The 12,066-nt window shown below is 67.1% G+C and carries 14 protein-coding genes and 1 pseudogene; 5 read left to right on the top strand and 10 right to left on the bottom strand.

Going from position 1 to position 12,066, the window contains the following annotated elements:
• Window positions 1-5 precede the first annotated feature (5 nt).
• Window positions 6-467 carry an Lrp/AsnC family transcriptional regulator gene (locus O1Q03_RS01120; protein ID WP_269501186.1) on the top strand — a complete coding sequence of 154 codons (462 nt, stop codon included), beginning with the start codon at window positions 6-8 and terminating at the stop codon, window positions 465-467.
• 62 nt (window positions 468-529) lie between these two features.
• The gene (locus tag O1Q03_RS01115; RefSeq protein ID WP_269501185.1) at window positions 530-940 is read left to right on the top strand and encodes a VOC family protein; all 411 of its coding nucleotides are present in this window, start codon (window positions 530-532) and stop codon (window positions 938-940) included.
• 43 nt (window positions 941-983) lie between these two features.
• Here O1Q03_RS01115 and O1Q03_RS01110 read toward each other — a convergent pair whose 3' ends face one another.
• Window positions 984-1,769: an AraC family transcriptional regulator gene (locus tag O1Q03_RS01110; RefSeq protein ID WP_269501184.1), complete on the bottom strand. Its 786-nt coding sequence runs from the start codon at window positions 1,767-1,769 to the stop codon at window positions 984-986.
• A gap of 244 nt (window positions 1,770-2,013) precedes the next feature.
• Between O1Q03_RS01110 and O1Q03_RS01105 the strand changes: the two genes are divergently transcribed.
• Entirely contained in the window at window positions 2,014-4,326 is a 2,313-nt protein-coding gene (locus O1Q03_RS01105) for a molybdopterin-dependent oxidoreductase (RefSeq protein ID WP_269501183.1), read from the top strand.
• A gap of 24 nt (window positions 4,327-4,350) precedes the next feature.
• Here the strand turns inward: O1Q03_RS01105 and O1Q03_RS01100 are convergent, their stop codons facing one another.
• The 3 genes from O1Q03_RS01100 to O1Q03_RS01090 form a co-directional block, all read right to left on the bottom strand.
• On the bottom strand, window positions 4,351-4,707 hold the full coding sequence (locus tag O1Q03_RS01100) for a copper-binding protein (RefSeq protein WP_269501182.1): 357 nt from the start codon (window positions 4,705-4,707) through the stop codon (window positions 4,351-4,353).
• Between the two features lie 90 nt (window positions 4,708-4,797).
• Window positions 4,798-5,589, bottom strand: coding sequence for a DUF2182 domain-containing protein (locus tag O1Q03_RS01095; RefSeq protein WP_269501180.1), 792 nt, complete (start codon window positions 5,587-5,589; stop codon window positions 4,798-4,800).
• A complete protein-coding gene (locus O1Q03_RS01090; RefSeq protein ID WP_269501178.1) occupies window positions 5,586-6,230 on the bottom strand; it encodes a DUF1326 domain-containing protein in 645 nt (214 codons plus the stop codon). Before O1Q03_RS01090 ends, O1Q03_RS01095 begins: the two co-directional genes overlap by 4 nt.
• A gap of 340 nt (window positions 6,231-6,570) precedes the next feature.
• On the opposite strand from O1Q03_RS01090, the gene O1Q03_RS01085 reads away from it, so the two are divergent.
• Entirely contained in the window at window positions 6,571-7,734 is a 1,164-nt protein-coding gene (locus O1Q03_RS01085; RefSeq protein WP_269501522.1) for an MFS transporter, read from the top strand.
• A 36-nt stretch (window positions 7,735-7,770) separates the two neighbouring features.
• Here the strand turns inward: O1Q03_RS01085 and O1Q03_RS01080 are convergent.
• Together O1Q03_RS01080 and O1Q03_RS01075 are read right to left on the bottom strand one after the other, a co-directional pair.
• Window positions 7,771-7,923: pseudogene (locus O1Q03_RS01080) on the bottom strand (alpha/beta hydrolase); the annotation flags it as partial.
• Window positions 7,924-8,129: 206 nt separating this feature from the next.
• Window positions 8,130-8,378, bottom strand: coding sequence for a hypothetical protein (locus O1Q03_RS01075; protein WP_269501176.1), 249 nt, complete (start codon window positions 8,376-8,378; stop codon window positions 8,130-8,132).
• Between the two features lie 137 nt (window positions 8,379-8,515).
• Here O1Q03_RS01075 and O1Q03_RS01070 point away from each other — a divergent pair, with 137 nt between their 5' ends.
• Complete coding sequence (locus O1Q03_RS01070; protein ID WP_269501175.1) at window positions 8,516-8,929, top strand: hypothetical protein; 414 nt, start codon at window positions 8,516-8,518, stop codon at window positions 8,927-8,929.
• On the opposite strand, the gene O1Q03_RS01065 is transcribed toward O1Q03_RS01070, so the two are convergent.
• From O1Q03_RS01065 to O1Q03_RS01050, 4 genes are read right to left on the bottom strand one after another with little or no spacing between them, the layout of a single operon-like run.
• Entirely contained in the window at window positions 8,904-9,470 is a 567-nt protein-coding gene (locus O1Q03_RS01065; protein ID WP_269501174.1) for an acyltransferase, read from the bottom strand. The genes O1Q03_RS01070 and O1Q03_RS01065 overlap by 26 nt on opposite strands.
• A 2-nt stretch (window positions 9,471-9,472) precedes the next feature.
• Window positions 9,473-10,435 carry an electron transfer flavoprotein subunit alpha/FixB family protein gene (locus tag O1Q03_RS01060; RefSeq protein WP_269501173.1) on the bottom strand — a complete coding sequence of 321 codons (963 nt, stop codon included), beginning with the start codon at window positions 10,433-10,435 and terminating at the stop codon, window positions 9,473-9,475.
• Between the two features lie 17 nt (window positions 10,436-10,452).
• Window positions 10,453-11,202 (bottom strand): electron transfer flavoprotein subunit beta/FixA family protein, encoded by a 750-nt coding sequence (locus O1Q03_RS01055; protein ID WP_269501171.1) that lies wholly within the window; start codon window positions 11,200-11,202, stop codon window positions 10,453-10,455.
• Window positions 11,203-11,240: 38 nt separating this feature from the next.
• The gene (locus tag O1Q03_RS01050) at window positions 11,241-12,029 is read right to left on the bottom strand and encodes an SDR family NAD(P)-dependent oxidoreductase (protein WP_269501170.1); all 789 of its coding nucleotides are present in this window, start codon (window positions 12,027-12,029) and stop codon (window positions 11,241-11,243) included.
• Window positions 12,030-12,066: the final 37 nt, after the last annotated feature.

Genomic DNA, 12,066 nt, shown 5'->3' with positions numbered 1-12,066 from the left:
CCGCAATGGACGATCTCGACTGGAAGGTACTCGCGCTGCTGCAGGCCGACGGCCGCATCAGCTACACGGAGCTGGCACGCCAGGTTCACCTGTCGGTGCCGGCGGTGACCGAACGCGTGAAGCGCCTCGAATCGGCCGGCGTGATCGACGGCTACACGGCGCGGGTCGATCCGGCCGCGGCCGGCTACCCGGTGAGCGCGCTGATCGGCATCACGGTACAGCAGCCCGCGAAGGCAAAATTCCTGAAGCTGCTGGAGACGATTCCCGAAGTGGTCGAGTGCCATCACGTGACCGGCGCGGATTCCTACGTGCTGCGGCTCGTGGCCACGCGCATGGCGCACCTCGAACAGCTGATCGAACGCATCAACCTGTACGGCGAAACCCGCACGTCGATCGTGATGTCGACGCCGCTGCCGGCCCGCGGGCTTGCGCGCCCGGCTGCGGCGATCAAAGGGAGCCGGGAGTGACAGGACACCCGCGCTGCGCGATGCTGTGCAATGCATAACTTGCACAAACCGGACAACCCGCCATGTCAGTCATCGGACTCGATCACTACAACCTGCGCGCCGATCGGGCGACGCTCGATACGCTGCGCGACTTCTACGTGAACGTCGTGGGCCTCGAACCCGGCTATCGGCCGCCGTTCCAGAGCGACGGCTACTGGCTCTACGCGGGGGCGCAGGCGATTCTCCACCTGTCGGAAGCGCGACCCGGTGAGGTGCGGCCGGCGCACGCGGTCAATACGTTCGACCATATGGCGTTTTCCTGCGCGAACACCGCGGAGATGGAACGGCGCCTCGCCGACGCGCAGGTCCGGTACTCGCGCACCTATGTGCCGCTCACGCGCCAGCTTCAGATCTTTTTCAGCGATCCGGCGGGCAATGGCGTCGAGTTGAACTTCGCGCAACCTGACGATATTGCCGGCAACGATGCGGGTTAGCGCGGCAGACGCCGCGTTCGCCCTCTGCGAACCGACCGTGCGTTCAATCGGACCGCTCCACCGTCGAACGCGGCTTCATCCGCCCCGGCGAATAGCCGTAGAACTGCCGGAACGCATGCGCATACGCGCCTTCGCTGGAATAGCCGACGGCGACCGCGACATCGATCAGCCGAGCGCCGCCGCGATGCATTTCGAGCGCCTTCGTCATGCGTGAATGGGTACGCCATTGCTGAAACGACATGCCGGTCGTCCTGACGAAGGCCCGCTGAAGCGTCTTTTCGCTGGCGCCGACCTGACGGGCCCAGTCGCCCAGCATGCGCGCATCCGCCGGATCGGTTTCCAGCGCGCGGCAGATGACGGCAATGCGCGGATCGTCGGGAATCGGCATGCCGGCCGCAACGCGCGGCGCGCGGCGGATCTCTTCGACGATGACCCGTGTTTTCCAGAACCGCAGATCCGACGATGCGTCGGCGTCGTCCCACCGCTCCGCGTCGAGGATCAGCTCCTTCAGCAGCGGACTCACGTGCGACACCGAGAAGGTCGGCTCTGCATACAGGGCCGCACCGATATAAACGCTGTGGTAACGATACGGGCGACCCATCAGAACCGAATGCGGCACGTCGGGCGGAATCCACGCGGCCTGGCCGGGACCGAGCCGGACGAGGTGGCGCTCCGTTTCCAGCAACGCCGCGCCGCGCTCCGGATAGAGCAACTGACCGCAACCATGCACATGGCGCGGCGATTCGGCGGTCGTGCCTTCGCGCACGATCGACACCAGTTGCTCGCCGTCCGCCAACGCGCGCAACCGCAGGGCCGGAACGGCCGTCACGGATCTCGTCTGTCGCATTCGAATCGAAAACTGACTGTTTCCATGCAGTGCGGGAAAAAAGCCGGCAGTACATTGGCACCGGGCCGGCACATCGCGAGCGCCAACGACGTTCGCCGGCCCTTCCGGCCTGGAGCCGAGGATAGCACCGGCTGCGCGATCGAATGAACCCGCTGCCATCGTCGCCGGGACGCGAATCGTCGGCGGCCCTTCCAACCGCAGTCGCGCTCAGACACAGCAGACGAACATGACGACACGATCCATCCAAACCGCTTCGCACTGGGGCGTCTACAACGTGCTTACCGACGGCAACGGCGCGATCACGGGCATGACGCCGTTTGATGCCGACCGCCATCCCGCGACCTTCGTCGGCGGGCTGCCGGAAATCGTACGCGGGCCGCTGCGCATCGACCGGCCCTATGTGCGCGCCGGCTACCTGCGCTCGCGCAACCGCGACCGCCGCGGCGGCGACACCTTCGTGCCGGTGAGTTGGGACGACGCGCTGCGCCTCGTCGCCGACGAGCTTGCGCGGGTCAAGGCCCAGCACGGCAACGAAGCGATTTATGGCGGCTCCTACGGCTGGGCCAGCGCCGGGCGCTTCCATCACGGGCCGAGCGTGCTGAAGCGGCTCCTCGGCCTGCACGGCGGCTACGTCGACAAACGCGGCAATCACAGCTTCGGCGCGGCACTCGGCGTGATGCCGTACATCCTCGGGCGCGCCGATATCACGAACCTCGTGCCGTCCTGGCCGGACGTGATCGAATCGACCGAACTGATGGTCATGTTCGGCGGCGCCGCGATGAAGAACACGCAGCTCGACGCGGGCGGCGCCGTGATCCACGACAACGTCGACTGGTACGCGCGGGCCGGCGAACAGGGGCCGCCGTTCATCGTGATCAGTCCGTCGCGCGCCGACGTGCCCGCGGGGCCCCGCGCGGAATGGATCCCGATCCGGCCGCATACCGATACGGCGTTGATGCTGGCCATCGCGCACACGCTCGTCGACGAAGGACTGCACGACACCGGCTTCCTGTCCCGCTACTGCGAGGGGTTCGAACCGTTCGAAGCGTATCTGCTCGGCCGCGACGGCGGTACGCCGCGCAGCGCCGAATGGGCAGCGGAGATCACCGGTATCCCGACCTCGCGCATCCGGGAACTCGCGCGGTCGATGGCGGCGCATCGGACCCTGATCAACCTGAGCTGGTCGATCCAGCGTGCCGACCACGGCGAGCAACCGGTGTGGATGCTGGTGACGCTGGCCGCGATGCTGGGCCAGATCGGCCTGCCCGGCGGTGGCTTCAGCCTCGGCTTCGGCGCGGTCAACGGCATGCAGGCGCCGCGCGTTGACGGGATGCCGAGGCCGACGCTGCCGCTCGGGCCCAATCCCGTGAAAACCTACGTGCCGGTCGGGCGCGTGGCCGACATGCTGCTGCATCCTGGCCAGCAGATCCGGTGTTTCGGCGAGACGATCACGTTTCCGGATATCCGGCTCGTCTATTCGATCGGCGGCAATCCATTCCACCACAATGCGAACCTGAATCGCTTTCTGCGCGCGTGGCAGCAACCGGAGACCGTGATCGTGCACGAACCGTGGTGGAATCCGGCGGCACGGCACGCGGACATCGTGCTGCCCGCGACGACCACGATGGAACGCAACGACATCCTCGCGCACGAGCATGCGCCGTACTGGCTCGCCATGCGACAGGTGATCGAACCCGTCGGCCTCGCGCGGAACGACTTCGACATCCTGGCCGACGTGGCCGACGCGCTCGGCTTCCGGTCGGCTTACGACGAAGGGCGCGACGAATCGCGCTGGCTGCGTCACATGTACGACGTCGCCAGAAACACCGCACGGAAGAACGGCTTCGCGGTTCCCGACTTCGCGACGTTCTGGGCCGACGGCCAGTACCGGTTTCCGCAGCCCGACGCGCGCACCGTGTTGCTGGAAGCATTCCGCCGCGATCCGGTCGGCCACGCGCTGGCGACCGCGTCCGGGAAGATCGAGATCCATTCGCGCGTGATCGAGCAGTTCGGCTACGACGATTGCCCGGCGCATCCGGTGTGGCTCGAACCGCAGGAATGGCTGGGCGCCGCCGACGCTGCGCGCCATCCGCTGCATCTGCTGTCCAACCAGCCGGCGACCCGGCTGCACAGTCAGCTCGACCCGGCGTCGGTCAGCCGGGCAAGCAAGGTCGCCGCGCGCGAGCCGCTCTACATGCATCCAGCCGATGCGGCGTCCCGCGGTCTGCGCAACGGGCACGTCGTGCGCGTGTTCAACGATCGCGGCGCGTTCCTCGCGGGTGTCGTGCTCGCCGACTTCCTCGTGCCGGGTGTCGTGCAGATCGCCACCGGCGCGTGGTACGACCCGCTGCACGGCGGGCAGCCGGGAACGCTCGAAAAACATGGCAATCCCAATGTCGTCACCCTCGACAAGGGGACGTCGGAACTGACGCAGGGATCCGTCGCGCAAACGGCGCTGGTGGAAGTCGAGCGCTTTGCGAACCCGCCCCCCGTCACGGCATTCGAGCCGCCCGCGATCGCCGGAGCGGGCGCCGGCTGACGGGATCGTGCAGGTCGGCGAGTATCACGGCCGCTTCACGAGCTTCACGATCGTCAGCGTGCCGTTCACGCGCTCGACCCGGACCTTGACCTTGTCGCCCACATGCAGCGGCTCGATCATCGCCGGGTCGCCGGCCTTGAACGTCATCGTCATCGGCGCCATCCCGACGTTCTGCAGCGCGCCGTGCTTCAGCGTCACCATCCCGTGCGCGGCGTCGATGCGCTTTACTTCGGCATCGGTCAGTGCGGCATCCGGCGCCGACATCTTCATGTCGCCCATGTTCATGTCCGGCATGCTGCCGGCGCGGCAGGCCGGCATCGCAACGACCGTCAATGCAGCGGCGGCAGCGGCGGCAGCGGCGGCAACGCATTGGATCTTCATCGGCGATCTCCCGGCTAAGCGGCGGATACGTTCGTATTTATCGGGGCCGGCGCCGGCAGTTGCACCGACCTCGCAGCACGACCGCTCCGGTTACACGAGCAGCGTCGCGACGGCCCATGCGATCAGCACGACACCCAGCGCGCGGCCGATACGTTCGCCGCCCGGCAGCACCTTTTCGGCGAGCACGATCAGCGACAGCGCGACGATCCACACGACGTTCATCACGCCGCCGACGAACAGCAGCACCATCAATAGCCAGCAACACCCGACGCAAAACGCGCCGTGGCGCACGCCGAGCAGGAAACTGCCGATCATTCCGGGGCGCCAGTATTTGGTGAGAAAACGCACCGGCGACCGGCATTGCCGCAGGCATGCCTGTTTCAGCGGCGAGAACTGATAGATGCCGGCCAGCGCGAGGACGAGTGCAGACAGCACGGCGCTCTTCGACCACAGCATCATCCCGGAGATCAGGCCGGCCGGCTGCAGCAGCATCTGCAGCACGGCCGCGCCGACCGAAAACGCGAGCCACGCGGCCAGATAGCCGGCCAGCAGACACGCCGACGTGAGCGTCGAAGCGGCTCCGGCCGCACCGTGATGCCGCAGCACGCGCCGGTACAGCAGCACGAGCGGCGCGGCGCCGGGCGTCATCATCGCGATCATCATCACCCACCACATCAGGATCACGGTCGGCAGCGACGGATCCATCGCGCCCATGTCGTCGGCGAGCCGATGCGGAAACAGCGCGACCGCCGTCATGTCCAGCGCAGACATGCCCGTCCCGGCGCCGGTCCACAGATAGGCCCAGCACGCGCCGACGAGCGCGGCCATGCCGAGCAGCGTGACGACGCGCTCGCGCCCGAGGAAACCGCCCACGAGGTTCATGCCATCGCGCGATGCCGGACCACCCCGTGATTGTTCAGGTGCAGCCGTGCGAACTGCGCATAGGTGCGCTCGAGATCGAGCTCGATGTGGCCATGCGAGTGGCTGGTGCCCGAGCCGATCTCGGCCAGCTCGTATTCGAAACCGTGCGGCAGGTCGATCCGTGCGCGATGTTCGGCACCCGTAATCGGATTGCGGATCGGTTCGCCGACGAGGTCGAACACGCCGTCGACGCTGATCCGGCCGCGCCGCGCATCGACATCGACGTCGAACTCGATCTTCGCAAAGATCGGGTCGTAGGCCTGTTCGAGCGTCGATGCGAACACCGAGAACATCGTCGCGAACGGATCGGTATCCTGACCGGTCATGATCTTCAGCACGGCCTCGCATTGCGCGGGGCTCGCCCCGTCGTCGACGATGGGCTGGCAACGGCCGCGGCCTTCGTGAATCGCACCCGGCCACTGGAACACGACCGCGATCCGGACGCCGTCGAGCACCACGTCGCCGTAGTGACCGCTGTCGATCGAAATCGCACCCATCGCCTCGCAGTGGCCGTGCGTCGGCAGCGAATTGAACTGGCAGGGACAACCGTATGAGCAATTGCAGTTGATCAGCTCGGTTCCCTGAATCTCCCACGGCGTCATGGCTTCACCTCGCGCGATCGGTGGCACGTAACGCTTCGAATCTAGTGCACTGCACTGGCGAAAGCAAAGTACGCGCGATGCGCGTCGGCACGCGCTTGAAAGAGACGCCGCGTCGCGTCCGACAGCCGCGCAGCGGCGCATGGATCGCGGCGTCACGCGCGGTCCGCGATGCGGCGCGCGCAGCGAAATGAAGCGTCCGGCGAATGGCGTTCGGGCCACGCTCTGCAACGGCCGCCCGCACGGCCGCGACGTCGAGAATGCGGCATCCCGGACCGTCCTCGTCCATACTATGTCGCAATCGGCGACGGCCCGATCGTCGATGCTGCCCCGGATGCCCTTGATGCGCGTTCAAAGTGCGTTGCTCTTCCTCGTCGGCACCCTGCTTACCGCAGGCGGCTACGGCGCGACCTTTCTGCTGTCGATGCGCTTCCACGCGATCGGCGGTAGCGACCTCGATACCGGCGCCGCGTTCGCCGCGGCGACGGTCGGTACGTTCGCCGGCTTGTCGTTCGTCGGCTGGTTCTCGCAACAGATCGGCACGGCACGGATCGCCGCGCTGTCGTCGCTGTGCATCGGTGCCGGCATCATCGGCTTCGCACTCGTCGGGCGCGCGCCGTACGCCGACCTGCCGTCCGGCTTCCTGGTCGGCTTCGGTTGGGGCGCGTTTCACCTGGCCACGCCGATGTCGCTCGCCGAGCGGACCAGCGGTGCGGAACGCGGCACCTGGTTCTTTCGATCGGCGACGTTCCAGATGACGGGAATCGGCGCGGCTCCGGCGTTTGCCGCGTATGCGATGCGGTCGCTGCACTGGTCGATCGAGGACACGCTTTACGCGGTCGGCGCGCTGTGCGTGCTCGCGTCGCTGATGCTGGAAGCGTTCGGCCGCTTGTCACCGCGGCCGCCCGCCGGCATGCCCGGCGGCCGCTGGGTGCGCGAGCTGCGCGCCATCTCGCGCACGCGGGCGGCCGCGCCGATCGCGATGGTCGCGCTCGGCACCTGCGTGTTCTCCGGCCTGATGACGTTTCAGATGTCGTTCATGCAAGGCACGCAAGCGCGTGCCGGCACATTCTTCAGTCTTTACACGGTGACGGTGATCAGCGCGCGCTGGCTGCTCGGAAGATGGGTCAGGATGGCGCGCCCCGAAACTGCGACCAAAGGCCTGCTCGTGATGATGCTGCTCGGGGCGCTCGCGATGCTCGGCGCGACCGCACATGCATCGCTGCAGTCCGTCGCGGCCGTTCTCCTCGGCGCCGGCTACGGTCTCATGTACCCGGTCATCCAGGCGCAAGCGGTCAACGATTGCCCCGACACGCAACGGCACGGCGTGCTGACGTGGTTCGTCGCATCGTATTTCATCGGCGCGTTCGGGTTCCCTTCCATCGGCGCGTGGGTGATGGTGCATGCCGGCCGGGGCGCATTGCTGATGCTGATCGCCACGTGCGGGCTGGCGGCGCTGTCGCTCGCGATCCGGCACGATCGGCCGGCGCCGGTGCGCACGCAATAGCGCCGCCGCGACACCCATCGCGGCAACGGCCGCCAGTCAGAAGCGCCCGACGTCGACCACCGCCTGTGCGAACGCTTGCGGCGCCTCCTGCGGCGGATTGTGGCCGATGCCGCCCGTGATCGTGCGATGTTCGTAGTTGCCGGTGAACTTCGCCCGATAGACCGCCGGCGGCACGGGAAACGCGCCGTTTCGCAAGGCATCGCGCTTCGTCAAAGGATATCGAGGATGAAAAACGTGAAAATCAGCGGCCACGGCACGACCGTGAGCGCACGGGGCGGGGGCTGCGTCAGGCGAACGCTATTCGACCGGCATGACGGCGACCGTCGGGCATTGACGGCGGCACACCCGCCGCCGCGCGCGGCGCATCCGTGATCCTCGCCGAGGTCGTCGCGCGGTCAACCCGGCTTCTTCGGCGCACGTACGACGGCGAACCACGCCATCACGGCGCCCGCGACCCACGCGCAGGTCAGCAGCAGATCGAAGTCCATCATCCCTTCGAAATTCGCGGTGTTCTCGAAGCTGCAATGTTGCCTGCCGCGGAATTCGATGCACCCGCTGATGATCCACTGGACGTGCATGAACACGTGATAGAACGCGAGAGTCGATGCGATGATGGCGACGCGCAGGCGTATCGGTGTTTTCATTCGGCGTCGAAGGCGGAGGACTGGGCTGACGTCGATCTTATGACAACGACGCCGCATCAGGCAATCGATCGAGCCCGAACCATCGGGCCCGCATGCACGACGGCGCCACGCCATCGGCAAAAACCCGGAGAAAAACCATGACCGACGCTCATACCATCGCGCTTGTCGTCGATCCCGCGTGCGCAGAACGCATTCGCGAGATTGCCGCCGGCGTCCGCCACACGTGGGTCGTCACGAGCGACGCAAACGATGCGGTCATCGAGCAGATCTGGCACGAATCGCGCACGGCGCGCATGCCCGGCAATGCAGGCGGTGTCACGAAGTTCGGCCGCTACGGCGACGATCCGGAAAGCTGGAGCGAGAACATGCTCGACGCGATCGAAGAGCACCATGGCGGCGATTCGCCACCGCCGTGCTACACGGCACTCGACGTGCATGGCACCGCGCTTTCGGCTCGGCTTCGCGCGGCGCTCGACGCACGCGGGTTTGCCGAATTCATGCCGACGCGCGACGGCTTTCGCGCCGTCAAGCGCGCGTCGTCTTCAGGATGACACGCGGCGCCTGCACGTCGTCGATCTCCACGAGCGTCTTCAGGCAATCCGCCGCGAGCCGTTGATAGATCCGCGTACCGTTCGCCTTCGCGGCGATCTCCGCGTCGCTCAGCCGCCGCACCACGCGCCCCGGCACACCCGCGAGCAGCACGCCCGCCGGCACGTCGTAGCCGGCCTTCACGAATGCGCACGCCGCAACGATCGTCGTCGCACCGATCGTCGCGCCGTCCATCACGACCGCGTTCATCCCGATCATCGTGTCCGGTTCGAGCATCGCGCCGTGCACGATCGCGCCGTGACCGACATGGCTGTTCACGCCGAGCCGGCACGTCTCGCCGATGCCGACGTGCAGCACGCAGCCGTCCTGCACGTTGCTGCCCGCCTCGACGACGATCGCACCGAAATCGCCGCGCAGGCTCGCATGCGGGCCGATGTAGCAGCCCGCGCCGATCGTCACGTCGCCGATCACGGCCGCGCTCGGATGCACGTACGCGGACGGATCGACGCGCGGCCGCTTCCCGTTGAATTCGAACAGCGGCATCGTCAGAGCACCGCGGCCGCTTCCGGCACGAGCGTGAACAGGTCGCCGACCACGCCGTAGTCGGCCACGCTGAAGATCGGCGCGTCCGGATCCTTGTTGATCGCGACGATCACCTTCGAATCCTTCATGCCGGCCAGGTGCTGGATCGCGCCTGAAATACCGACCGCGATGTAAAGCTCCGGCGCGACGATCTTGCCGGTCTGGCCGACCTGATAATCGTTCGGCACGTAGCCGGCGTCGACCGCGGCGCGCGATGCGCCGAGCGCTGCCGACAGCTTGTCCGCCAGCGGCGCCAACACCTTCGTATAGTTTTCGCCGCTGCCGAGACCGCGGCCGCCCGACACGATGATGTTCGCGCTGGTGAGTTCCGGGCGATCGAGCTTCGTCACCTCCCGGCCGATGAACTGCGACACGCGCGCATCGGCTGCCGCTTCGATCTTCTCGACTAAAGCGCTGCCGCCTTCCGCTGCAACCGGATCGAAACCCGTCGCACGCACCGTGATCACCTTGACCGGATCGTTCGACTGCACCGTCGCGATCGCATTGCCCGCGTAAATCGGCCGCTCGAACGTGTCGGCCGACACGACCGCCGTGATTTCGGAGATCTGCGCGACATCCAGCTTCGCGGCGATGCGCGGGGCGATGTTCTTGCCGTAGGCCGTCGCCGGCACGACGACGTGCGAGTAGTTTGCCGCGATGGTCAGCACCGTCGCTTCGACGTTTTCCGCGAGACCGTTCGCGAGCTGCGGCGCATCCGCGAGCAGCACCTTGCCGACACCCGCGATCTTCGCCGCCGCATCGGCTGCCGCCTGCGCGTCGTGGCCGGCAACCAGCACGTGAATGTCACCGCCGACGAATTTGCCCACTTCGACCGCCGCCGCCACCGCGTTCAACGTCGCGGCCTTGATCGGCGATGCGCCGCCTGCCGATGCCGCATCGTGCTCGGCAATTACCAGAATCGTCATGTCCTTGCACTCCCCTGTTACAGCACCTTGGCTTCGGTCTTCAGCTTGTCGACCAGCGTCTTCACGTCCGGCACCTTCACGCCGGCCGCACGCTTCGGCGGCTCGTTCACCTCGAGCACTTTCAGACGCGGCGTCACGTCCACGCCGAGCGCGTCGGGCTTGACGATTTCGAGCGGCTTCTTCTTCGCCTTCATGATGTTCGGCAGCGTCACGTAGCGCGGCTCGTTCAGGCGCAGATCGGTCGTCACGACGGCGGGCAATTGCAGCGACAGCGTTTCCGCGCCGCCGTCGACTTCACGCGCGACCGTCGCACGGCCGTCGGCGATCGTGACCTTCGACGCGAACGTCGCTTGCGGCAGGCCCGCCAGCGCGGCCAGCATCTGCCCGGTCTGGTTCGAATCGTCGTCGATCGCCTGCTTGCCGAGGATCACCAGCTGCGGCTCTTCCTTGTCGACCAGCGCCTTCAGCACCTTCGCGACGCCGAGCGGCTCGACGCTGTCGTTCGACTCGACGAGGATCGCGCGATCCGCGCCGATCGCGAGCGCCGTGCGCAGCGTTTCCTGCGCTTGTGCGACACCGACCGACACGGCCACCACCTCCGTCACGACGCCGGCCTCCTTCAGCCGCACGGCCTCTTCCACCGCGATTTCGTCGAACGGGTTCATCGACATCTTCACGTTCGCGATGTCGACGCCCGTGCGGTCGGACTTCACGCCGACCTTCACGTTCGCGTCGACCACGCGCTTCACTGCCACGAGCACTTTCAACTGCGTGTCTCCTGTTTCGTTGCAACGGCCGCGCCGCGTCAGCGCGCGGTATACCCGCCGTCGATCACCAGTTCCGCGCCCGTCACGTAGCGGCCTGCCGGCGACACGAGGTACAGGATGCCGGCCGCGATGTCGCGCGGGCTGCCGATCTTCGCCATCGGCACGTGGGTCTGCATGTATTCGAACGCGCGGTCGGGATCCTGGCCCATCTGGCGGAACGCGTCCTCGAGCATCGGCGTGCGGATGTAGCCGGGATGCACCGAGTTCGCGCGGATGTTCTTCGTCGCGTACAGCATCGCGTCGACCTTCGCCATCATCCGCACTGCCGCTTTCGACGCGTGATATGCGGGCACGTCGGGGCCGCCGACGATCCCGTACATCGACGACAGGTTCACGATCGAGCCGCCGCCGGCCGCTTCGATGTGCGGAATCGCCGCGCGCGTGCACAGGAACACGCCGTTGACGTTCACGTCCTGCACGCGCTGCCATTGCGCGAGCGTGAGCTCGTGCGTCGGCACGTTGTGCCCTTCGATGCCCGCGTTGTTCACGAGCACGTCGAGGCGGCCGAAGCGCGCGACGATCTCGCCGAACACGCGCGACACGTCGGCCTCGTGCGTGACGTCGAGCGACCAGAACGCGGCCTGCCCGCCCTGTGCGCGGATCTCGTCGACGAGCGTTTCCGCCGGTTGCGACAGCACGTCGAGGATCGCGACGCTCGCGCCAGCCGCAGCCAGCGTGCGTGCCGTTTCGGCGCCGATGCCGCGCGCGCCGCCCGTGATCGCGGCGACCTTGCCGCGCAGGTCGAACAGTTCTTCGATGAGTTTCATCATGTCTCCGTGGATTCGGACGAGCCGGCCGCGTGCG

This window comes from Burkholderia sp. IMCC1007 (assembly GCF_027257875.1).
In the GTDB taxonomy this organism is placed as follows: domain Bacteria; phylum Pseudomonadota; class Gammaproteobacteria; order Burkholderiales; family Burkholderiaceae; genus Burkholderia.
Note: the sequence above shows the minus strand (reverse complement) of the source record. Positions and strands in the feature narration are given on the sequence as shown.